The 23,215-nt window shown below is 41.8% G+C and carries 24 protein-coding genes; 7 read left to right on the top strand and 17 right to left on the bottom strand.

Annotated elements, in window-relative coordinates:
- Position 1: 1 nt before the first annotated feature.
- Together SOO65_RS04265 and SOO65_RS04260 are read right to left on the bottom strand one after the other, a co-directional pair.
- On the bottom strand, positions 2-1,219 hold the full coding sequence (locus SOO65_RS04265) for an MFS transporter (RefSeq protein ID WP_321397477.1): 1,218 nt from the start codon (positions 1,217-1,219) through the stop codon (positions 2-4).
- Positions 1,216-1,737, bottom strand: a complete 522-nt coding sequence (locus SOO65_RS04260) for a metal-dependent transcriptional regulator (RefSeq protein WP_321397474.1) — start codon at positions 1,735-1,737, stop codon at positions 1,216-1,218. Before SOO65_RS04260 ends, SOO65_RS04265 begins: the two co-directional genes overlap by 4 nt.
- A gap of 188 nt (positions 1,738-1,925) precedes the next feature.
- Between SOO65_RS04260 and SOO65_RS04255 the strand changes: the two genes are divergently transcribed.
- Positions 1,926-3,539, top strand: coding sequence for a hypothetical protein (locus SOO65_RS04255; protein ID WP_321397472.1), 1,614 nt, complete (start codon positions 1,926-1,928; stop codon positions 3,537-3,539).
- Here the strand turns inward: SOO65_RS04255 and rpiB are convergent, their stop codons facing one another.
- From rpiB to ahcY, 3 genes are all read right to left on the bottom strand, one after another.
- Complete coding sequence (gene rpiB, locus SOO65_RS04250) at positions 3,540-3,971, bottom strand: ribose 5-phosphate isomerase B (RefSeq protein ID WP_321397469.1); 432 nt, start codon at positions 3,969-3,971, stop codon at positions 3,540-3,542.
- A gap of 53 nt (positions 3,972-4,024) precedes the next feature.
- On the bottom strand, positions 4,025-5,077 hold the full coding sequence (locus SOO65_RS04245) for an OmpA family protein (protein WP_321397467.1): 1,053 nt from the start codon (positions 5,075-5,077) through the stop codon (positions 4,025-4,027).
- A gap of 105 nt (positions 5,078-5,182) precedes the next feature.
- Positions 5,183-6,523 carry an adenosylhomocysteinase gene (gene ahcY, locus SOO65_RS04240; RefSeq protein ID WP_321397464.1) on the bottom strand — a complete coding sequence of 447 codons (1,341 nt, stop codon included), beginning with the start codon at positions 6,521-6,523 and terminating at the stop codon, positions 5,183-5,185.
- A 137-nt stretch (positions 6,524-6,660) separates the two neighbouring features.
- Here ahcY and SOO65_RS04235 point away from each other — a divergent pair, with 137 nt between their 5' ends.
- A complete protein-coding gene (locus tag SOO65_RS04235) occupies positions 6,661-7,899 on the top strand; it encodes a THUMP domain-containing class I SAM-dependent RNA methyltransferase (protein ID WP_321397461.1) in 1,239 nt (412 codons plus the stop codon).
- On the opposite strand, the gene SOO65_RS04230 is transcribed toward SOO65_RS04235, so the two are convergent.
- The 5 genes from SOO65_RS04230 to SOO65_RS04210 form a co-directional block, all read right to left on the bottom strand.
- Complete coding sequence (locus tag SOO65_RS04230; RefSeq protein WP_321397459.1) at positions 7,896-8,573, bottom strand: response regulator transcription factor; 678 nt, start codon at positions 8,571-8,573, stop codon at positions 7,896-7,898. The genes SOO65_RS04235 and SOO65_RS04230 overlap by 4 nt on opposite strands.
- Positions 8,574-8,577: 4 nt before the next feature.
- Positions 8,578-9,249, bottom strand: coding sequence for a response regulator transcription factor (locus SOO65_RS04225; protein ID WP_321397456.1), 672 nt, complete (start codon positions 9,247-9,249; stop codon positions 8,578-8,580).
- 26 nt (positions 9,250-9,275) lie between these two features.
- Positions 9,276-10,100 carry a hypothetical protein gene (locus SOO65_RS04220; protein WP_321397451.1) on the bottom strand — a complete coding sequence of 275 codons (825 nt, stop codon included), beginning with the start codon at positions 10,098-10,100 and terminating at the stop codon, positions 9,276-9,278.
- A 48-nt stretch (positions 10,101-10,148) separates the two neighbouring features.
- Positions 10,149-11,876: an acyl-CoA dehydrogenase gene (locus SOO65_RS04215; RefSeq protein ID WP_321397448.1), complete on the bottom strand. Its 1,728-nt coding sequence runs from the start codon at positions 11,874-11,876 to the stop codon at positions 10,149-10,151.
- 169 nt (positions 11,877-12,045) lie between these two features.
- The gene (locus SOO65_RS04210; RefSeq protein WP_321397446.1) at positions 12,046-12,822 is read right to left on the bottom strand and encodes a hypothetical protein; all 777 of its coding nucleotides are present in this window, start codon (positions 12,820-12,822) and stop codon (positions 12,046-12,048) included.
- A 194-nt stretch (positions 12,823-13,016) separates the two neighbouring features.
- Between SOO65_RS04210 and SOO65_RS04205 the strand changes: the two genes are divergently transcribed.
- Together SOO65_RS04205 and deoC are read left to right on the top strand one after the other, a co-directional pair.
- Positions 13,017-13,595: a glutathione S-transferase family protein gene (locus SOO65_RS04205; RefSeq protein WP_321397442.1), complete on the top strand. Its 579-nt coding sequence runs from the start codon at positions 13,017-13,019 to the stop codon at positions 13,593-13,595.
- A 2-nt stretch (positions 13,596-13,597) separates the two neighbouring features.
- Complete coding sequence (deoC, locus tag SOO65_RS04200; protein WP_321397438.1) at positions 13,598-14,263, top strand: deoxyribose-phosphate aldolase; 666 nt, start codon at positions 13,598-13,600, stop codon at positions 14,261-14,263.
- 13 nt (positions 14,264-14,276) lie between these two features.
- Here the strand turns inward: deoC and tyrS are convergent, their stop codons facing one another.
- From tyrS to SOO65_RS04170, 6 genes are all read right to left on the bottom strand, one after another.
- Positions 14,277-15,497: a tyrosine--tRNA ligase gene (gene tyrS, locus SOO65_RS04195; protein WP_321397435.1), complete on the bottom strand. Its 1,221-nt coding sequence runs from the start codon at positions 15,495-15,497 to the stop codon at positions 14,277-14,279.
- Between the two features lie 55 nt (positions 15,498-15,552).
- A complete protein-coding gene (locus SOO65_RS04190) occupies positions 15,553-15,852 on the bottom strand; it encodes a hypothetical protein (RefSeq protein WP_321397432.1) in 300 nt (99 codons plus the stop codon).
- The gene (locus SOO65_RS04185) at positions 15,839-17,497 is read right to left on the bottom strand and encodes a hypothetical protein (RefSeq protein WP_321397429.1); all 1,659 of its coding nucleotides are present in this window, start codon (positions 17,495-17,497) and stop codon (positions 15,839-15,841) included. The genes SOO65_RS04190 and SOO65_RS04185 overlap by 14 nt, the downstream gene beginning before the upstream one ends.
- Positions 17,498-17,573: 76 nt before the next feature.
- Complete coding sequence (locus SOO65_RS04180) at positions 17,574-18,152, bottom strand: DUF6624 domain-containing protein (protein WP_321397423.1); 579 nt, start codon at positions 18,150-18,152, stop codon at positions 17,574-17,576.
- A 3-nt stretch (positions 18,153-18,155) separates the two neighbouring features.
- Positions 18,156-18,590 carry a hypothetical protein gene (locus SOO65_RS04175; protein ID WP_321397420.1) on the bottom strand — a complete coding sequence of 145 codons (435 nt, stop codon included), beginning with the start codon at positions 18,588-18,590 and terminating at the stop codon, positions 18,156-18,158.
- 3 nt (positions 18,591-18,593) lie between these two features.
- Positions 18,594-18,833, bottom strand: a complete 240-nt coding sequence (locus SOO65_RS04170; RefSeq protein ID WP_321397417.1) for a hypothetical protein — start codon at positions 18,831-18,833, stop codon at positions 18,594-18,596.
- A gap of 128 nt (positions 18,834-18,961) precedes the next feature.
- Here SOO65_RS04170 and SOO65_RS04165 point away from each other — a divergent pair, with 128 nt between their 5' ends.
- The 3 genes from SOO65_RS04165 to SOO65_RS04155 all read left to right on the top strand — a co-directional run bounded on the left by SOO65_RS04165 (position 18,962) and on the right by SOO65_RS04155 (position 22,164).
- Positions 18,962-19,369 (top strand): thiol-disulfide oxidoreductase DCC family protein, encoded by a 408-nt coding sequence (locus SOO65_RS04165; protein ID WP_321397413.1) that lies wholly within the window; start codon positions 18,962-18,964, stop codon positions 19,367-19,369.
- A 195-nt stretch (positions 19,370-19,564) separates the two neighbouring features.
- Complete coding sequence (locus tag SOO65_RS04160; RefSeq protein ID WP_321397411.1) at positions 19,565-20,914, top strand: hypothetical protein; 1,350 nt, start codon at positions 19,565-19,567, stop codon at positions 20,912-20,914.
- Positions 20,915-20,931: 17 nt separating this feature from the next.
- Positions 20,932-22,164, top strand: a complete 1,233-nt coding sequence (locus SOO65_RS04155; protein WP_321397408.1) for a hypothetical protein — start codon at positions 20,932-20,934, stop codon at positions 22,162-22,164.
- Positions 22,165-22,316: 152 nt separating this feature from the next.
- Here SOO65_RS04155 and SOO65_RS04150 read toward each other — a convergent pair whose 3' ends face one another.
- Positions 22,317-23,162, bottom strand: a complete 846-nt coding sequence (locus tag SOO65_RS04150; protein ID WP_407676985.1) for an HTTM domain-containing protein — start codon at positions 23,160-23,162, stop codon at positions 22,317-22,319.
- Positions 23,163-23,215 lie beyond the last annotated feature (53 nt).

The following is a 23,215-nucleotide window of genomic DNA, read 5'->3' as shown; positions in this document are numbered from 1 at the left end:
CTCAACTGAAAAGTTTACGGTGTATTCCGAACAACTTGATGACGAGGATTAACCATACCAATAGGAATGAAATCATCATCATATTAAGGATGAAAGAGGATTGAAGATAAATCAAGACTGCGGCAATCAAGGCTTTTGATGCCCTATACACGAGCATATCAGTGAGATATTTGGCACCGTACTTTTGGTCAGGTGAAAGAGGTTGATACAAAAGCTCTTTTCCTCCACTAAACAAAGAGTAATCTGAGGCCTTGAGGTAAATGTAAAACCCCGCTAATGGCAAAAGCATTACTCCGCCCGAGAGAATTAAACCAGAGGTCAAAATCAGGTAAGAAACCGGGATAAAAAGATGGAGTGTTTTCTCTGAGATTCTCGGCAACAGCAAAGGCATGCACAAAAATTGCAGAATAAAAGTCAGTAAGTTGGTCCAGGTATAAATCCAGCCCAGGTACCCTGTGCGGCTCGCCGAATCAGGAATCGCGGCCTCAAAGGCCAGGTTGAATTTAAAGTCAGCAATGTTGATGATGAATTGAGAAAGCATCACGATCACTGCGATGATAAAAACGTATTCTTTGATGTCCTTGCCCTTCAGGCTTTTCATCGGAGAAACGGGTTTCTCATTGTTCTTTGCCGCAAGATCAGGAGTGTAGAAGAACAGAACCGCCGGAGAAAAAATAAAAATGAGAGAAAACCACGCTACGAAAACAGTTCCCCACTTATGACTTAGATAAGAAGTAAGGAGGCCACCTAGAACACCACCTAAACTTCCTGCTGCACCTACTACTCCCACAATCATCTTGAATTCGTCTTTGCGAAAATAAGTATTGGCATAGGCCAGGAGGAGATGGATTTGAATGACGATATAAACTTCTTTCCAGATGAAAGACAGAAACGTGAGCTGCTTAATCCCAGAAATAAAACCCAGAACACTCAGACCAAATAAGGCAGTTGTGAATGATGAGGCCCAGAAGAAAACTTTATGAACGCTGTGCTTGGCCTGAAGATGATTACAAAAGAAAACCGAGGCCACTAGAAACACCACCGACCAAAGCCACGCCAAAGGCGTAGATTTAGCACCAAAGTCCTCGAAGAACATGGTGGTTGAAGCAGCTCGGACTAATGGATAATTGAATAGAACAAGGAAATAAGCACCCAGGAAGAACCACAGATGACCCTTAAAACGAGGATCATCACTTTTCAGAATCTGGAGAATGTTCATTCAGTCTTTAAGTAAGTATCGCCCTTCTGGATTTCTTCGAAATCGTGCTGATGCTCGAATTGAGTAAAATCGAAAGAAGTAGAATATGGGGTTTTCTTAAAATCTTCAGTTGTAAGGTTCTTCATGAAATTGAAAAACTTCTCACGAGTCTCAGAACTCATTAAGTGCTCCATTAGACATGAATCTTTATGAGCAACTTCTTCATCAACACCAATGATGTCTTTTAAGAAATAATATAGGAGTGTTCTAGAAGACAAAATTCCATGAACTGCTTCGTGACCAGTTGGCGAAAGCGAAAGAAATTTGCTCTCATCTTCCAGAACGAGTTCGCGCTTTTTTAAGTTAGTTAATGCTGTTGAAACTGAACCTTTTGTAAGACCCATTTCGTGAGCAATATCTGTTACGCGAGCATAGCCTTTCGCCTCTTTCAATTTATGGATCGCCAGTAGGTAGTGAACCATAGAATGAGTAAGGTCGTTATCGTGCGTATGCTGAATAGTAGGTTTTTTGTCTGACATGCCTATAACTTACTTATCCCCCAGATAGCCGTCAAACGATAAATATTTGTTGCAACTCCCTCACTCAGGCAGGCTTAGTAGCCCCTCTCTAACTCATTGAAATTGCTTAAACCCCAGACTGGCAAGAAATTCACTCCCTTGGAGAGAGAAAGCTCCATGATAAAATTCAACTATACCAAGGGTTTATTATGAAACGACTTACCTGCCTTCTAATGGCCATGCTGATGATCACGACGACTGTTTTCGCACAGGAATCAGAATCGATTGATACATCTTTTTCGAATCCAACCAGTATGACAGATGAGCAGATGACGAAGGCGAAGGAGTTTAATCACACTGGTATCAAAGATCGCGCCTACAAAGAAGGCTGTGCCAAGCTTGATGATTGTAAGGCCGATGAAGATGGACTTCCGTTAGAAACAATTATTGGTAAGGCCTATGCTTTGATCTTTGGTGGTTTAGTTGGTGGTATGGGTGGACCTACTCTGGCCATGAAAAAAGATGGTGCCGCAGCGACGGCCAAAACTGACGTGAAACCTGGTGGTGATGTGGCAGCACCTGCTCCAGCTGAAGGTGCAACCAAAGGCACTGATGCCGCTAAAAAAGATGAATCACGTCCCGACTACTGTATGTATGCAGCGATGGCCTGGGAAACTCTGGGCGGATTTATTCAGAGTGACCTTCAGAAGAAAGCAGAAGGTAAAGCTTCTGGAATTGGTGATGTTCAACTTCAATCACTCATTAGTTTAAAAGAAACGCATAAAGCGAGAAAAACAACTGCGACATGGCAGGCCGGAATTTATGGTGCCGTCTCAGCCTGTTATGGAGCCATGGCATTCACCGGTGTTCAGACTGACTGGAAATACTGGGCGAAGCTTGGTGGTGCAGTTGCCTTAACTGGTTTGTATGTAAAGAAGGCAGCAAAGCACGCAAAAGCATCTAAGAAAGTTCAGGAAGTCATTGATTCACTTCCTAAAACTGGTGAATGTAACCCTTGGACCAATACTCCATGTTTTTGTAAGGAACTTACTTCAAAAGACTACTTCCCTGCTGAATATCAGGAAGTGTGTGTACTGAATAACGGTAATATCGAAACACCAAAAGTCGCACTTGGTTGTGGTACCGTGACTGACGGGAAAGTGTCATACGATAAGGAATGTAAGTGTAAACAAACGAACTCTTGTATGAAGTCGTCACTTAAGGCCTACAATCCAAATTTCGATATCAGCAAAAACTTCATGAACACTTCGAATGCGGGATTTGATCTTTTAGGTTCTGGAGATTTTGATCAGGCAAAACTTGATTCTTATTCAACAAGTGCTGCTGCTCTTGCTTCAGGATTAAAACCTAAAAAAGGTGCTGTCCCAAGTGTAAGCCTCAATGCTGAACAAAAGAAAATCGCTGATTCAATGGCCCAGCACATGCCGGCGAACATTGCAGCTCTTGCGGCCGCCAGCGGTCGTTCGGCCAATCCAAGTGGGATTCAAGAGGCCTCAGGAAAATCAGCTTCTGTTAGTAAGCTCTCCCCTGCTCTAAAAGAAAAACTGGGTGAAGCTTTGGATGTAAATTATAAAGTTGGTGGTTCTGGTTTTGGAAACTCAGCTGATGAGCCAGAATTTTCATTCTCTGGTCTTCCAGGACAAGCTCCTGCAGCTTCAAATGGAACTGAAGTGATTAGTTTTGCGGAACAAGCGGTCAGTAAGGCCGACGTTTCGAACGCTCCTGAAACTCCAATTTTTGATATTATTTCAAACCGCTATCGCAGATCTGGCTGGGACAAACTACAAACTCTGGAGAAGTAATTACTCTCCAAGATTGTTGAATTGATCCACTCGCGTCTGATGTCTTCCACCTTCAAATTCAGTGGACAAGAAGACATCTACGATCTTTTTCATAAACTCTGGGTGAGTTTTTCTGCCGGCAATGCAAAGTACGTTGGCATCGTTATGCAGACGAGTCATGCGAGCATCATCTTCATCACGGCACAGGGCCGCGCGAATGCCTTTAAAACGATTTGCCGTCATACAGACGCCTTGTCCAGACCCACACAGGAGAATCCCCTGGGTCTTCTCTTCCACCACTTTCTGAACCAGTTTTTTGGCCCATTCAAAGTAGTTTGTTGATTCAGTTGAATGCGTTCCAAGATCCACGACTTCGTGGTTCTTTTTTAGGTATTCAACCATGATTGTTTTTTCGTTAAAGGCTGCATGATCTGAGGCAATGAAGATTTTCATGCCCTTATGATACCAAAGAAAGGGACCCTATAGGAAGGGTCCCTTGTTCAGTTTTATTGAGAAATAATAGTCATAACTCGTCTATTTTCTGCACGCCCTGCGGCTGTCGTGTTGTCGGCAGCTGGTTGATTCTCACCAAATCCCTTCGCTTCGAGACGTGATTCATCAATCCCATTATTTTTTAAATAATCTGCTACTTCTTCAGCGCGCTGCTGAGATAGTCCCTGATTGAGTGACGCCGGACCAGTGTTATCAGTGTGTCCCTGAATTTGTACTTTAGTATTTGGATGCTCTTCCATAAATTGGGCCAGCTCATCCAGTGCTGGCTTAGGTCCCGCTGCAAGCTCCGCACTATCTGTATCGAATAGCACTTCAATTTCAGTGCTCGCAAATTCATCCGGAGTACATCCATAGGCATTCACCTCTAAACCAGGACGAGTGTTAGGACATTTGTCTTCGGTATTTGCGATTCCATCTTTATCACTGTCAGCTGAGGCCACTGCCGCCGCTCCAGCTCCTGCACCGACGGCCGCTGTCGTCGACTGCGCACTACTTCCAAAAAAGTATGTAAGGTTTAACTGAGGAACAATGGCGTGAATCTCACCCATTGGCATTTCACCACTGCCCGCGCCGATCATCTTAGAGATATATTGATAATCAATCGCCGCAGATAATAAGAGGTCATCATTCATGGCCATCTCAATCCCTGCACGGGCTCGGGCGGCAAATTTTAAATTATCTTTGGGATCAGCATCATTGAGATTGGCCACACCAGCACCAAGACCCCAGATCCCACTGAACATTCCAGTTGGGTTCGAACGATATAAGTACATAAGGTCATACACCTGGGCATCTACATCTGTGTTTTCCCAATTGTGTTTGGCCCAATTGAACATCAAACCATGAGCATCCGTGAATTGATAACGAGCGTGGAGATCCCACATGAAGCCTGTATCCGCATTATCATCAAACTTATTGTTCCAGATGGGAGCACTAAGACCAGCACCGGCCCCTAGACCAAATCTCTTACCTAGATGAATGTTGTCTTCAGCAGCAAAAGCGAACGAGCCAAAAAGGAGGAAAGGCACAATCAAAAGTTTTTTCATAAAAACCTCCACAATTTGGTTTTTATGGTCGCAACTGATTATGTGAATGTGAACTTGAGATAGCTTAAAGAAAAAGGCCCGTCTAATAGACGGGCCTGGTATTGATTAGTAGCGGTAGTACTCTGGCTTGAATGGGCCAGAAGCAGAGATTCCAAGATATTCAGCTTGGTTCGGAGTTAAAGTATCAAGCTCAACGCCGATCTTCTTCAAGTGTAGACGCGCTACTTTCTCATCTAAGTGCTTCGGTAGCATATACACTTTCTTCTCATACTTGTTTGAATTGGCCCACAATTCAATTTGAGCAAGAGTTTGGTTTGTGAATGAGTTCGACATTACGAAGCTTGGGTGACCAGTAGCACATCCAAGGTTCACAAGACGGCCTTCAGCTAGAACGATAACTTGCTTGTTATTTTCAAGAGTATAAAGATCTACTTGAGGCTTAATAGTGTCTTTTGTGTGACCGTAGTTTTTGTTCAACCATGCCATATCGATTTCGATATCGAAGTGACCGATGTTACAAACGATCGTCTTATCTTTCATTGCTTTGAAGTGCTCACCAGTTACGATGTCACGACAGCCAGTTGTTGTTACAACGATGTCAGCTTCTTTAACTGCATCTGCCATCTTCTTAACTTCGAAACCTTCCATTGCAGCTTGAAGAGCACAGATAGGATCAATTTCAGTTACGATTACGCGTGCACCAGCACCACGTAGAGAATCAGCAGATCCCTTACCTACGTCGCCGAAACCAGCAACAACAGCAACTTTACCAGCGATCATAACGTCAGTTGCGCGACGGATAGCATCTACGCAAGACTCACGACAACCGTACTTGTTATCGAATTTAGATTTAGTTACAGAATCGTTTACGTTGATACATGGAACTGGAAGTTTTCCAACTTTCTCAAGTTCATATAGACGGTGAACACCTGTAGTAGTTTCTTCTGAGATACCTTTGATGCCTTTGTAAAGCTCTGGGTACTTAGAAAGAACCATCTCAGTTAAGTCACCACCATCATCAAGGATCATATTTAGAGGCTCTTTCTTCTCGCCGAAGAAAATAGTCTCGTGGATACACCAGTTGAACTCTTCTTCAGTCATGCCTTTCCAAGCATATACTGGAATACCAGCGGCCGCGATTGCAGCAGCAGCGTGGTCCTGAGTTGAGAAGATGTTACAAGAAGACCAAGTAACGTCTGCACCAAGCTCTACCAGAGTTTCAATAAGAACAGCAGTTTGGATCGTCATATGGAGACAACCAGCAATACGAGCGCCTTTTAGTGGCTTCGATTTACCGAATTCTTCACGAAGAGACATTAGACCTGGCATCTCAGCTTCAGCTAATTTGATTTCCTTGCGGCCCCAATCAGCTAGCGAGATATCTTTAACCTTGTACTTTAAGCGAGTTGAGTTACCGTAGGTACCCTCTGAAAAAGTTGCTTTCATCGACAATTCCTTTTCCTAAACCGTTGCGGTCTGGTAAATAAGCCCAATTAACAATAATTTGCCCTCAAAACTAACACTCTTTCCCTAGGGACTCAAGTGTAACATAGGCGAATCAAGGGTTTACCTAAGGTCTTAATATGAAAAAATATCGCTTCGAATACTTTGCTTCTTGTTCAATGGGCTTGGAAGAGCTTCTCGCACAGGAAATTTTGGCGTTAGGTGCCAAAACAACCAAAACTGTAAGGGGCGGTGTTCAATTTGAGGCCTTTCATGAAGTTGCCCTAAAAGTGATTCTTTACTCACGCATTGCAAGCCGAGTGTTCAAATACCTCTTCACTTTCGATGTGCTAAACGAAAAAGATTATTATCTTGAAGCGACAAATATCAAGTGGAAGAGCTTAATGGATGTGAATCAGACTTTCCGTCTGACAACAATTTACGGTGACCTTCCAGGCGAGCGTGAAGAATTCAGAAACTCTCAGTTCACAAACTTAAAACTTAAAGACGCGATCGTTGATTGGTTCCGTCATCACGATGGTAACCGTCCAAGTGTTGGCCGTGAATTTCCAGATATTGCTTTCCTTGCCCGCATTGATCGAGGTGAAGAGAAACCTTATCAGGTAACTCTTATGTACGACCTATGTGGTGATCCACTTAACCAACGTGGATACCGTATGGCGAAGACCGAAGCTCCAGTTAAAGAAAACGTGGCAGCGGGTATTCTGAAAATGATCAATTGGAATCCAGCTGAAGAAGGTCTTATCGATGCCATGTGTGGCTCTGGTACTTTCACCATTGAAGCAGCTCTGATGGCAGCGAACATTCCACCAAGCTTCTTAAAAGTTGAACGTTATTTAAAAAATCCCCAATTCAAAATGTGGACCTTCCTGAACTACCCTTGGCTCACACAGGACAAGTTTCTTTGGGATAACTTCCAAAAACTTTTAGCTGAAGTGACTGACGCAACTGAAAAAGGTCTGGAGTTCCTTCGTACCAAGAAAGGCTTCATCGTTGGAAATGATCTTTCTGAGATGGCCCTTATTTCAGCTCGTGAAAACGTTAAAAAAGCCAAGCTTGAAGGCATCATCGATCTTACTAAAAAAGATGCACTTGAATTGTATCCACCAACGACAAAATCAGTTTTCATTTGTAACCCACCATATGGTGAGCGTTTAGAGCACAATGAAGAAGAGAAACTTAAGGCCCTCTACAAAGGTCTTGGTGATCATTGGAAACACGCCTTTAAGGGTCACAGGGCAGCTCTATTCACTGGTAATTTAGAGATGTTGAAAGTTGTAGGTCTGAAGACCTCGAAACGTCACATTCTCTTTAACGGTGACATCGAGTGTAGACTTGCTGAGTACTCTCTTTACTAAATTTTCTTTTGAGCTTTTTGAACAAGGATGTTCTCTTCGCGAACTTTGATCTGGTGATCCCAGGCCTCAATTTTCGGTTTGAGATTTGTTAAATGGGTATTGATTGTGCCGGGTTTAACAGTATCGTTCCCCCACACTCTCAGGATCAAATCACTACGAGTCAGAGGCGCTGGATAAGAGCGTAGAATATTACTTAATAAACGAAGCTCCAACAGAGTAAGGTCAGCATTCTGACCGTTAACTGTGGCCTTCATTGTCTTCACATCCATCGATAAATTTCCAAGCTCAAGCTTAGTCGACATTTGAAGGAAGAACTTCACCTTATTGGTAAGTCTGGCCACGATCTCTTCAGGTGACAGGTCACGAGGCAAGAAATCAATGCCTCCTTTCTCATAAGAGCGTAGTTTATTTTCATCCGACTGATCGCCAGAGATGAAAATAATCGGGCAGCCATTATAGAGAGGGTGATCAACAATGTTCTTATGAAGTTCATGGCCATCAATGTATGGCATATGAACATCAAGAAGAATGACGTGTGGATTGTTGTCTTGAAGAAGCGTCGTCAAGGATCTTGGATCATTACTTCCAATCACATTGAATTTATCTGAGAGAAACTCCTTATAAGCTTCGATATTCTGAACTTGATCATCAAAATAGATAAGGGTCCACTTCATAGATTTACGCTTTTTTCATTAATTGCACGCCCTTGGTTTTAAGACCATTAATTTCATAGTCCCATGGACCTAGCTTGCTATTTAAGTTAGAAACGTGAGTGTAAATGGTGGCGTCAAGAACGTGATCTGTTCTCCAAACCTGCTGAATAAGTTGCGGCTTAGGCACAACGTCCGGATAATTTCTTAAAACCAGACAGAGAATTTTGAACTCGATGAACGTTAGAGGAAGCTCTTTCGAATCCAAATATGCCTTTAGCAAAGTTAAGTTCACTCTTAAATTTGTGAACTCGATGATGCTACGGTGCTTTTGGAAGAACGCAATCTTCGATTTAATTCTTGCAATCATTTCATCCGGATTGATAGCGCGATTTAAAAAATCAACCGCACCCATGACGAAAGATTTGATACGAGCACTGTCAGAATCATCAGAAGAAATAAAAAGAATCGGACAACCATTGTAGTGCGGGTGCTCGATGATCTTTTCATATAGCGAGAAGCCATTAAGAGTTGGCATATGAATGTCGACAAGAATCGATGTATACGAAGTTGATTCGAATTTAGTTAAGAACGCTTCCGGCTTTTGGAAAATCTCTACATCAAAATCTTGATCGAGGATTGTCTTAATACAGTCTAAATTGAGTTTATTATCATCAATGTACGCGATTCCGGCTTTCAAATCATCTCCAACAAGTTATGAGCGGCCTACTTCAAACGATCTTCTAATTTCATCGCTAAAGTTGGGCTCGCAAATTTCAACAACGCCGTTTTATTTACAACTTTGTCAAAATGCTTGTCGGATTTGCTGAAAAAATACCCCGCGACGTCCTGATCTTTTAGAAAGATCGTGTGACCTTTCGTATCGAACTTGCGAAGAATAAATTCAGAATCCAAGAAGAGAATGTCCCTAATTGTAAAGTTCTTGGCTACATACATAATAATGCAAAAATCAGATAGTTCAGCTAAAGATTTTTTGATTTTTACCCCTTTCGGAGAGGTTGAATCATGCCAATGAACTTTTACTTCAACCGTGCTGCCGTTTTCCGTCTTGAAATCGAAACCACGTTGAGAGGAACTTTTAATTTGATGAAGACCGAAAATGATTTTCGCGTACCACTCACCTAACTGAATCGGTAAGTTTTTGCCATTCATCAAAACTTTGTGATCTTTTAAAATCTGGAAGGTTTGGTGAACTACTTCCACTGTGTCAAAAATCGCTTTTTGATCCGGAAGATGGAGAATCCCAAGGTTCTTCATCGTCTTACTTGAAAGACGCTTGTTGAACTGACCAAGGTACCATTGATCAAACTCTCCTATTTCTAGGAAATCGTAAGAGCTGAAAACGAAACCTTCGGCCTTGAGTTTATTAATGGAATCAATTTCAGGCACTTCTTTTTGAAGGTAGCTGAAAGGGACATATTCCCGATCACTGCTTCCTCTGACAAAGATATGATCCTTGTCGTAATCGGAACTGCCATGAGTTGTCCCAGTGAACTTCTGGGACAACTCAAAGACTTTATCTTTTAACACGGTGTAACCTTTTAAACTTAAATTACACGTATCTTATCACGAACCGGATCAAATCTCCAGCGTCGTCATATCTTCAGTGAAGTCAGTAATGGTTTTGGCAGTTGAGAGATTATGGATCAGATAATGAGCACAATACACTCTGAAATCAGTCACTTTCGACTCATAATATTTCTTATCGTCGGCCGAAGCTGATGCAAGTTTTTTATCAGCTAGGACAGCTGACTCAAGAAGTTGCCATGCGATAACCATTTGAGACGCAAAGTTGAGAAAATCAGTACAGTTTTGAAGGATCATGTTGAACTGATTATTCTTCGCGTAAGTCGAAATGTGCTGCATAACACCCTGAGCACTTAGAAGAACCTTGTTGAAGATGTCTTTCTCTTTTTTGAATTTAGCATCATCAAGAGACTGAACTGCTGCAACGATTTCAGCTGTCAGTGCAGTCAGAGTTTTACCGCCATCTTTTAGGATTTTTCTCATGACGAAGTCGATTGCCTGGATACCATTTGTACCTTCATAGATCATCGCAATTTGAGTATCACGAACGTACTGCTCTACTCCGTACTCAGTACAGTAGCCGTAACCACCGTGGGCCTGAAGAGCATTTGAAGAAACCTGGAAACCAGTCTCTGAACAGTAGGCCTTACAGATTGGAGTAAGAAGACCGATGATGGCCTCAGCTTTAGGATCTTTGTGAGCTTTGTTAAATAGGTTTGCAGTATAAAGACAAAGCGCGCGCATTCCGCGGGCCTGAGCTCTCATTGTAAGAAGATTACGGCGAACATCAGGGTGATTGATAATTTCCTTACCGAATTGAACACGCTCTTTAGTGTATTTTTCGGCCATCATATAAGCCGCATTAGCTTGTGATTCACCTTGAATACCACAATAAAGACGAGCTTCGTTCATCATAATGAACATAGTCGCCATACCGTCGAATTCATCACCGATTAGCCAGCCTTCTGTCTCACCGTCTGTACCGAATTGCATTTCACAAGTTGCCGAAGCATGGATCCCCATTTTGTGTTCAATTTTTGAACAAATAACGTGGTTAGTTCCACCCATGGAACCGTCGTCATTGATTTTGAAACGAGGAACTACGAAAAGAGAAATCCCCTTTGAACCTTCGCCACCGTTTGGTGTACGAGCAAGTACTAGATGGATGTTATTTTCATAAAGATCTGACTCACCCGAAGAGATGAAAATCTTTGTTCCTTTGATCGAATATTTGCCGTTACCAAGAGGCTTCGCTGTTGAACGAAGAGCACCAACGTCCGAACCAGCTCCTGGCTCAGTTAAGCACATTGTTCCGCCCCATGTCCCTTCCATCATTTTTGGAATGATGTTGGTCTTCATGAAGTCATTACCTTTAAGGTTAATAACGTTCAGGGCCGCACGTGATAGACCTGGATACATTGTCCAAGCACAGTTAGCACCTGTCGCAAGTGACATACAGGCAACGTAGAGAGATTCAGGAACCGGAGTACCACCTGTTTCGGCCGGCATACCAAGAGCGAACCAGCCGTTCGCATAAAAAGATTTTTGAACACCATGAAGTGATTCAGGAACGATCACTTTACCATTAACGTGTTTTACACCAACGTGATCTGATGGCTCACGAGTTGGGAACACTTCGTTTTCAACGTACTTGTTATATTCAGCAAGAATGCCTTTAACGTCATTCTCTTCAAGACCAAAGTCTTTCCAGTCTTGAACTTTTAGTAGCTCTGTTAGATTGAATTCAATGTCACGAATATCGGCCTTGTAATAACCCATAAATTACCTCGTCCTTGGCAATAGAAAATTAGTATTAATAGGATAACGTGAATCTGAAATTTTAGTGAGGTTTGATTAAGAAAAAGCGAAGAAATAAAATCCGACAAATCCGGTTAAACGAAAAAAGGCAGCCGAAGCTGCCCTTTTTTTTAATCAATGATTGAAAATCTTAATACGCTTCGTAAATAGTCGTGATCTCTGTGTTCGAAGTTTGAGCTGAAGTTGGGCTATATATCGAGTGCTTCGTTGTATCGATTGTATAAATCCCATTTACTTGGTTGGGATAGTTCTCCGGAACTCTATTTCCAACTCTAACTGTGTAAATTCCATTTGAAGCTGTCACTTGTAGAATTTTACCCTTTGAAAAATTTAAGAGCTGATTCAACTCAGTATTATTAGCAATGCTATAAGTAGTTTCAGAACCTGAAGACACACAACCTGTGCTAGACATGCTTGTAGCTGTCTTGTACTTAACGACTGGAACATTAGCAGTATTGAAGCTAAAAGTAGTACATCTTCGTTCCGTAATACTTGTTGGAGTTACAGTTGGTTGAGTGATTGTCCCCGAACTTCCACTACATGTATAAATCTTATCTTTCATAAAATCAGGCATCCAACTAGGATTATAATAAGTACAACCTTGTGGTAGACTTGATGACCCGGTATTACTACTTGTCAGAGAAATAACTCCTCGCGAGTATCCTCGCCCGCTTGCCATGAAAAATTTTTCTTGAACTGGATTTCTTTGAAGATTATTTTTCCAACTTACAATCGCATTATAGCCTTGAATCGCTTGAGTTGAGATATCTGAATTACCTTGTGTCCCGCCGTATTGGTTAGTAGCGGAACCTGAGCTACTTCCGCCGCCGCCATCCTTACCGCAACCAACAACAAATACTGATAAAAAAGTCAGAAAGATTAAATTCTTAAATAGTGTGTGTTTCATAAAATTCCCCCCTCAGAGAAATGTATAAATGTTTGACCCTATACATCCAAGATCCGTGCCAAATTCCGTAGAGTGTTTTTGGTTAGTTAGGAGGGGAAAAGTGTCTAAATTTTAGACAATGGTGAAATAATCACTATCAATCTTTTTGCCAATGGACGGGCAAAAAATCTAAGATGGTTAGCATGGAGATTATTATGAACTACACGCTGATTGGCTCCCTGACTTCCCCTTTTGTTCGTCGAATCCGCATGCTCATGGAAACCATTCCTTATGAGCTAACTGAACTGAACATTTATGAAACTGATGACGGTATCACACTAAATAAGATCAACCCTATTAATCAGATTCCGGTCCTTGTGATGGGGAATGAAAAGATTTGGGACTCGCGCCAGATTTTTAATTATCTAAATAGTAAGTACAAGTTTCAAACCATGAACCTTGAAGATGAAAATACCCTTACTGCCATCGAGGGTGCTTTGAATGCAGGAATCGCCCTCTTTCAGTTCAAGCGTTCAGGCATCAGCATCGAAGAACCTTATATGATTGTGAATCGCCACAAAGATCGCATTGATTCAGTTCTCGACTATCTCCTTCCTTTTGTTAAAGCAGAAGGTAAGAATTGGAACTTCCAGACAATGACTCTTTACGCGTTTCTGGATTGGGGTCAGTTCAGAGGAATTCTTAGTCTTGAAAAACGTCCTGAGTATCAGCAGTTCATGGCCCAACACGCGGACCGTGAAATCGTAAAGAAAACCGCCATCCCAAAGGTATAAATATGAAATTTAATCAATACATCGATCATACTCTTCTTAAGGCCGATGCAAGTGCCGCTCAAATTGAGAAGCTTTGTGCTGAGGCCAGAGAACATGAGTTCTTCTCAGTATGTGTGAACTCTTATTATGTGAAGAAGGCGCTTTCATTTTTATCTGGAAGTAACGTGAAAGTATGTACTGTGGTGGGTTTCCCGCTTGGTGCTTCAACCATGGAAACAAAAAGATTTGAGGCGATGAAAGCAGTTGCTGAAGGCGCTCGCGAGATCGATATGGTGATCAACGTCTCGGCTATTAAATCAGGTGAATGGCAGTATGTTTTGGATGATATGTCATCGCTTGCTCAAGTTTGTCATCAGCAAGGAAGCATCCTAAAAGTCATTCTTGAAACTTGTCTTCTTACTCAGGAAGAAAAAATCAAGGCATGTGAACTTGCAGTTAAAGCAAAGGTTGATTTCGTTAAGACTTCGACCGGCTTTTCAACAGGTGGAGCAACGATTGAAGACGTAAAACTCATGCGCTCAATTGTAGGTACAATGGGTGTGAAAGCGAGCGGTGGTATCAGAGATGCCGAGACTGCCCGTAAAATGATCGAGGCAGGTGCTACCCGCCTCGGAACAAGTGCTAGTGTTGAAATTGTAAAAGGTCTAACATCGACGGCGAGCTATTAAGCTCGCCTTTTCTTTATTCGCCGATTAGCTTAACCATTCTGAGTTTACCGATCTTAAGAATCAATTCCTGACCTTTCTCAAGGTTAAGAGTATCGGTCGTGTGGTTTTCAAAATTAACTTTAACAGCGTTCTGCTGAATCAAACGACGGCCATCAGACTTAGACTTAATAAGCCCAAGCTCCAGGAAGAAATCCAATAGAGCAACTGTGCCCGCTGGACGAGTGATTGTCTGAATATCGTCTGGAATCTGCTTTTTAGAGAAGCGAGCTTCGAATTTTTCTCTTTCTTCCTTCCCTGCTGCTTCACCGTGATAGTAGCCAGTGATTTCAGAAGCAAGGGCCTTTTTGGCCTCCATAGGGTGAATCGTACCGTTAGTAAGACCAGAAATCATCGCCTCAACTTCAACTGCCGGACGACGACAAAGAAGAAGATAGTACTTCTTCATAAGCTCATCAGAGATCGACATAATTTTACCGAACATATTTGTCGGAGTGTCAGTTAGTCCAATGTAGTTATCAAGAGACTTAGACATTTTATTTACGCCATCAGTGCCCTCGAGTAGTGGCATAGTCAGAATACACTGAGCTTCTTGTCCGTAAGCATATTGAAGCTGTCGGCCCATCATAAGGTTGAAGGTCTGATCTGTACCACCAAGTTCAACATCAGCTTTCAAGTGAACTGAATCATAACCTTGAAGAACCGGGTAAACGAACTCATGAAGGTAAATCGCTTCACCATTTGTATAACGCTTATTGAAATCATCACGCTGAAGAAGGGCACCAACAGTTGCCTTCCCCATGAGTTGAATCAATTCAAGACCTGAGAATTTCCCAAGCCAGTCTTTATTGAAAACAATATGAGTCTTACTTAGATCAAGAATTTTACCGATCTGTTCTGAATATGTTTTAGCGTTCTCTTTTACTTCCTCATCCGAAAGAATGGGACGAGTTTTATTCTTACCAGTTGGATCTCCAATCTGCGCCGTATAGTCACCGATGAGAAAGTAAATCTCATGACCAAACTCTTGAAACAAACGAAGCTTCTGAAGCACGACAGTGTGTCCAAGGTGGATATCAGGTCTTGATGGGTCAGCACCTAGCTTGATTTTAAGCGGCTTTTGAGTTTCATATGACTTCTTAAGCTTTTTGAGCATCTCTTCTTCAGGAAGGATTTCAAAAGCTCCACGCTTAAGTTCAGCTAATTGTTGTTCTGGAAGGACAGTAATACGGGCCATGGGGTCTCCTTTAACCCGTCCATTTTAACCTTCCGATGAAAAATAGTGAATTGATTTAACGGCAGATGGCCTGAATTCTTTGGCCCTGGATGAACATATAGTTCTCCGGAGCTGTTTTAGAGATTTTGGCAAAGAGGGTCATCTCTCCAATTGAAGAAAAACGGGCCACTAAATCCACTTGCTCGTTGTCCAGAATTCCGTCGGCCAGAACCGTTTCGCCTCGAAAAGTGACTTTAAGCTCGCGGGGAGAAACGTTTTCAACGATTACACGATGAGGACCGGCCACACACTCGACACGAGGTCCGGCAAAAGCTGAAAAAGATGTGAATACTACTAATAGGCTAACGAATCTCATATATTTCTCCAAAACCTAATGTTGCTGTTCCTCTACCCAACCCATCGGAAAAGAATTTCAAACGCGTAAAAGTAGTTCCTTCAAGTTCTTTCATTTCCAGATCAACCAATACTTCACCCGAAAAATCGTCAACCTCTTGATGAATGGCCTCTAAAACCTTGTTCTGGAAACGGACGGTATTCACTGTCGTTGGTAAACCAAACTGAGGAGCTCCATTTAGCAGGAGCTTATTATCAGTGGCCACTTCCTTCACTTTAATTAAAAAGTGAGGGATGCCCTGAATCTCTTCAAAACTAAGAGCAATCTTGAATCGAACCGGAAATCTAAGCTCTGATCGACCAACTAAGATTCTTTGTGCACCGGAAAGCTGATACATAATATCGAGATAGAGAGAAAAAGTATCGCCCTTCTCTTCTGCCAGAACAAAGGCATGCTCTGGTCCAAGTTTAAACTTACGGCCTTTTAGTTTCTCTTCCCAAAGTCCGCTCTTAACCGTGGCCGCAACGAGTTGGTTTAGATAGTCCTCACTCACACTCACAGCAATATTGGTTTTTTTCTCAATCAAACTACGGTTAATTTCCCGAATAGATTTTTGATAGTCAGAAATGTCAATTGTACGACGAAGTTTAGTTCCAATTCTGTCATTGGCACAAATGTCTTTTTTCATGGCAACCTGCCGTGAACAAAAATGACCGTCTACTTCAACCTGAATGATACCAGTTTGATTGGCGCTCATCTTCTGAAGATCGAAGACACCATTAATTTCTGACCTAATACCGAATGTTTTTGGAAGAAGAAGCTGCTTCGGGCTCTCTTTAATGATGTTCGAAAAACGATCCTTCATTCGGACGTTTAAAAGATCAAGAATCCCTTTTTTAAGATCGCCCTGATTCTTAGAGAAGAAATTTTGAATCTTATTTTTATCGAATTTAACCTCTTTATTACCAATACGTATCGAAACATTTGGCATGGTCACATCGGCCACATTCAAATCAATGAGATCTGGTCTTTGAACCAACTTACCCATGAGTTTTTCAATATCAACAACGTTTAATGATAATTGAAAATTCTCGGGAAGAATGGATGTCATCCAACCAAGAGATAGTTCAGCTGTAAGTTCAGGACTTACAATGAACTCAGGTTGTAAAAGCTCTACTTTAAAACGGATAGGCTCTTTGGTTTGGGTCTTTTTTAATTCAACCTGAAAAATGACCTTATCTGCACGCAGACAAAGCCCTTTAACATAACTCACAGTCACATATTCTACTCGGCCACCTGAAGAGGTATCAGTCTTAAACTCGGAATTAAATTCATTCACGGTATAGCTGAGCTTTTCAACAATCATCTGGTAATCAGATTCGAAGACATTCACGCTTAGAACAGATTGAAGTTCACGAATCCATGCTTGAGTATCAGATGGAATTTCATCCAATGCCTTGGCCAGATCAACTTTCAAAGGTTTTGGAAGTTCCTGCGCGTATGGATCACCAAAGTTATTATTAACTAGAAAGATGCGTAGCTGATTAATAAAGGCCTCAGAAGACTCTAAATCAAAACGAGTCTTGATAACTATGTCCTGAGGCACTTCTGCAGACGCCATCGTCGAACAAAGGAATGGTATAAGAAGCCATTTTAAGCATTTCATGGGCCGCATTTATAGCATTATTAGAGAGGAGAAGATGCTCTGGAGTAAAAAATACAGATGGTCTAACTAACTGATTTTAAGGAATCCAACCGACTCTACGCTGCCATTCTTTAAATTCGCGGAGCTTTTTTTCTGGGTCCTTCGGAGGGCGCTCCTCACCCGTAGGAATTGGAACACGGGAGACAGGAGGTAGTCCCAATGACTTTCTTCTCTGATCCAGGAAAGCAGGATCTGCAATTGGTGTACGCTTTAATTCACCTGCGATCCAGTCTAGATTTGTACCATAGAGCTGAGGGCGGTCCTCATAAAAAGCGATTCGATCATCAGTGTAGGCCAGAAGTTCTAACAGGTAATCATGTTGAGCGGCCGCCAATCTCATTTGAGTTAGCCCCTCTTTCATGAAATCAGGCCATGAGATTGCATGATGAATAATTAGCCAAGAAAGTCTCACACCCTTCTCGCCCGCATTACTCAAAACTGGAAATCCCATTTTCTGAATCATGCTCTGAAGCTTTTTAGCATTGGCGAGATGGATTTTTTCCATTTCCGGATGATAGGTGTCCCACAAGACGCCCTTCTGAAGAAGAACCTCTCTCATTGCATGATCCTGTTGAACCAAAAATGAAAGTTTCTCTTCCCAGACTGGATCTACCATAGATTAGACTTTGACAGATGTTCGAAGATTGCCAAGCATGGCGCTTGCCTCTGTCATACGTTTGAGCAATGGAGCAACGTCTTCGGACTTTTCACGTAGTCCCGCTTTGAGGCTCTTCAAAATATTTTCAAGAATTTTTACCAGTTGAGATAAGAGACTTTGCACCGTAAGAAGCTTACTGATCTCTGTTACCTGGCTGGATTTGTAACCAAGCTCTTTACCAAGACGACAAAGCTCCCCCATCTCATTAAGAGCAAGAGTAAATGCCGCGCCCATGACACGATCGATTTGTTGGCCGAATCTTTCGAAACATTCGTTCTGAGATGGCTCTGTGAACTCGGCCAGAAAAGATTTTAAGTTTTCAATCACTTCAGATGACTCTCGAATAAAGCTATTCAAGAGATTAGGATCAATCTTATCGCCGTCATCATTTAACATATATTACCTGAAAGAATTAAAGAGCATGAAATTTGAAAGAGGATTACGCTGCTCTCGGGGTTTGTCTTCGTTACTGATTCGATACTTAAAAGAAAAGGTAGTTTGTCCTCGCTTAAAGAGCTCTACTGAATGGTTATAACAAAGACGCACATACGTATGTCGACCGCTGGTTTGATAAACCACATCAACATAGTCGGCCATTGCCATCTTTCCTTCATGTTCGCAAGCAACGCAATTCTTCATATCTGTTTTTCGGAAAAGGGGCCTGTTGTCTTGAGTGTGAAGCCGTGAGAAATGAGATAAATTTATCTGGAACTCTTACGAAGAAAGCGATAATTGACTAGAGAGCACGGTTTATCCTGGAGATGCACATGGAAAATAAGTCAACAAACACACAAGTTATCTTTTTCGATGGCGTATGTGGCCTTTGTAATGGTTTTGTAGATTTTGTCATCTCTGCCGATAAAAAAAATAAATTTCTCTTCTCTCCCCTTCAAAGTGATTACGCTCAAAAAGAACTCCCGATCGAGATGACTCGTGATCTAACCTCAGTCGTGCTTCTAAAAAATGGAAGGACATTTAGAAAATCAGAGGCAGTTCTCGAAGTGTTGGGTGATCTAGGTGGTGTTTGGAAAGTAACAGCGGTTGGAAAAATTCTACCTGTGGGTCTTTCGAATAAAGTTTACGATATGGTTGCTGAGAATCGTTATCGCTTGTTCGGGAAAAAAGATACTTGCCGCTTACCTTCTGCCGATGAGCGCAAGAAATTTATCCTCTAACTAAAGTGTTTCTTAAAATTAAAATTTTCGCTCTGATACTAACGCGAAAGCTGCCCTTAAACTTCCCATGTGAAGTTCTCTAAATCAGATTTCAAATCATAATTCATTAAAATCCTCCTCATAAATGAGAAAGACTCGTATCAAATATGCAATCACTCAGGCATAAAGGGTCAAATTTTTTTGGGAGGGTTCCATATGAAAAAAATTGTCTTGTTACTCGTCTCAGTCCTGCTTTTAGTTACCAACGCAAATGCTTTCGACGTTAGGCTACTTGCCAATAACAAAGAAGCTAATTCGCGTCTTCTCTCTGCTAATGATCTGACTAATCTTCAACAATGGATTCAACAGCACCGTCTGGAAGAAGCAGAGTTAAAATCTCGTGCTCGCATCGTGCTTCAAGAAACCATGAATGAAGAAGAAAAGATCGACACTACTTGTGAGGTGGGTCTTATCACCCGTCTGACTAACAAAGCTCGTTCTCAAGACATTCTAGGACCAAGTGAAGAACTTCACATGTTCTCAATGTACTTAAGAAAGAACGACATGATCGATGATATCTTTTTCAGGCTTTTGAAAGACTCAACAAGCGTGAGACTTGATCTTATCAATCGTGTGAATGCACGTCTTCCGTTCATGAGACCAAACAATTCTGGGATGGAGAATGGTCTTGATATCAAGAAGCTGTATGAGCCGTTTCAAACATGGCCCGACGATGTCAAAACTTGTACGCTCGACACCTATTTCAACATGGTTGTTAAGCTTACTTGGAAAACAGCAAAAGAGCGTGATACTAAAATTAAAAACCTTAACTATCATGCATATCGCCAAGGTGTGATTGACCTGGCCATCTATAACAAGCTGGAAGTGTTAAGAAACCGCGCCGTTTTAGAATGGCCCATCACTTTTAAACGTTATATCGATGTTGTTAACAACGCTAAAGACAAGTTAACAAAAAATCCAGAAATCAGCACAGATCATACTTTCTCTGAGAAGTACGTATCTCGTAAAGAGCGTCTGACTCAACGTGGTCGTCTCTTCAAGAATTTCAACAGTACTCAAATCATGATGCTTGCTCAGATTATTGAAAGAACTGCCAAGCGTATGGATGCAAAACAAGTTTCTCTTAACTGGCAGTACACTGAAGATCCACAAGGTGAAACAGAAGTTTATATCTTCTCACCAATGGAACAGTATCGTGCGGCGATCAAAATGCTTCGTAAAGAAATGGGTGAAGTCATGAGATCGGAGGCATTCAAGAACACTGGTCTTGAGTATGACGATCTAATTGCTGCCGCTTATGAAACAGGTTTCATCAAATCAGAAGAACTTGATTATGTATTAAAGTTTGAAGATTTCTGGAACCCACAAAATCCTAAGTGGAAAACATACGCAAGTTTCGCGTTCTCACTTGCAGGAACTGCAACATTCTACCTTCCTCCTCCTTGGAACATCATTGGTGCAGTTGCCCTGGTTCTGACTCAATCAAAAGTTATGAACGTGGGTAACCAACCAGATCCTGATGATAACTGGAACGTGATTATTTAATGAGGAGAATAAAACATATGAAAAATAAATTTATAATGGCCCTGGCGCTACTCGTGTCAGGAACTGCACTAGCAGAAAATGGTCCACAATTTACAGTTCTTGTTAGAAGGGACGGTCGCACGACTAAGCCTTATTACACAAAAATGGAAATGCCAGACCTTGAGAGCAATAACTCTTTTGATGGTAAGTATTTCAAAATCGTTAAGGGTAAAGGTAAGGAAGCCGTTTCATTTGATGAAAAAGATGAAAAGTTCCTCCTTAAAGCAGCGAACGTTTATTACCACTTGAATAAGGCACGTGATTACTGGGTCAATAAAGTGAAATCAGAGCACGCGGCTGCCCTACCTAAGATCACAATCCGTTTGGACATCTTTAACCAGTTTGATGAGCTAGGACATTTTGCGAATGATAATCGAGCTCCTCAATACAACAACGCTCTTTCAATCCCATCTGGTGAAACTCCGGCCTGGGTTCCTGCCGAAAAACAAGATAAGTGGGAAAAAGAGATCTGGTTCAGACCAATGAAGTCGATTCCAGCGAAGGAATTGGCCCCTTCTGGTCCAAATCCACTAACGACATCATTGCTCGCAATGGAGCGTCCGTTAATTAACTATACGGCCAACTCTTTTAACCAAACATTGATGGAGCATATGTTCTACCCGACATATGCTGCTCGTCCTCTACACGAGGACGTTCTGCGATTAGTGGGAACGATTGCAATGACCAAGGCGATCATCTATGCATCTAGGTATTCAGATCCGCTTTTCATGGATAAATATTATTACCTGGAAACTGCGATGATTCCCGAGATTGTTTATCATGAGTATTCTCACCTTGTGCTAAGTGATCATCTTCAAATGTCTCACTCGACTCCAGTGAACGAAGGCATGGCGGATTACTTTGCGGCCATCATGTCGGATAAAAGAAAAGTGTACGCAAAAGTTAAGGGCTACAGTAACGCTGCTCCGAAGGACACTCAAAATAAACGTCCTTATAGTCACTGGGATGAATCTAACCGAGCTGCCACAGCAGATTTCACACTCTCTGTTCTTTGGGATGTGAGAGAAGTTCTCGGAGAGGAAATCGGTGATAAGGTTGTTTATGCAGCTAGAACCTTCTTGAAAACTGAGACGGCAACTGTAAGTGACTCACTTCTAAGATCAATCCTTAAGGCCTGTGATCTTCAATGTGAAAGCCCAAGGAAAGATAAGTTAAAGCTCTACGAAACATTCGCAAAGAAAGGTTTCTAAATAAGAGGTCCCGCTTTCGAGCGGGACTTTTTTTGCCTTTAAATCAACTTTTGAACAAGTCCATCCTTCCCCACTCAGAAACTTAGAAGAACTCATTAACGGCAAATTAAAACGGCTTTTTTGGCAAAAAAAAAGGGGGATAAACCCCACTCTTAATTTCTAACCAACATTTTTTCAGGAAGTAATCGTTTGAACCTGGTGGTGAACCATCTGACCTCGTCTGGTTCCAGGAAGAGGATGTACCCGGCAATCATCACCCACTCAAAAAACCCGATGCTCATCGAAACTTCAATTCCCAGGTGAAGAAGAATACCAGAAAGAAGGACCCAGATTCTTAATTCTTTGACCCAAACCAGAGTTCCCATGGCAAATTCAATGAAAAGTGCGGACCAGGTGGCAAACTTAACGAGAGAAGGAAAATCAAATACAAATGGAAGGACTATTCTTTGAAAATTCACGAGCCTCGAGGTGTAGTAAACTGCTGTACCATCCACCCAATCATAACCTTTCAACTTAAATAGCGTGGTCGCGAAGTAAACCAGAGAAAACTGTAACTGCATTAATCGAAGTGGCAAGATGAGGATATCTGGTTTGTAAGGCTCGCCAGATTTTTCCCTGAGATAAGCGTCCACTGAAAACTTCACCTGTGTAGGAGCAAAGATCATTAAAAACAGCAGGCATCTCATTATCGTGTCACCACTATTTAAAATAGCGTAATTCCTATTCTGCAGGGACACCATTAAAACAAAACAGATGATAGTCGAGATTCGGGTCTTAAATCCGATCATAACTCCAATAGAAGTCACAATATAAGTGATAAGAACGAACCAGGCCGAAAGTTCGGTCGGAGAAAGCCATTTGAAGATATTGATCCGAGCGTCACCGTAAAAAGTAAAAGAATCGAAAAGAGGAACGAGCGAGTTGTCACCGATACCAAACCATGCCTCGAAATCTTCAACAAGACTAATACCATTTAAAAAGAGGAAAAATCCGAACATAATTCGGAATAAGCAAAGCGCGGTCGCATCGGTTTGACTGTAAAAAAATCTGT

The sequence above is a fragment of the Peredibacter starrii genome (genome assembly GCF_034259205.1).
Lineage (GTDB): Bacteria > Bdellovibrionota > Bacteriovoracia > Bacteriovoracales > Bacteriovoracaceae > Peredibacter > Peredibacter starrii.
Note: the sequence above shows the minus strand (reverse complement) of the source record. Positions and strands in the feature narration are given on the sequence as shown.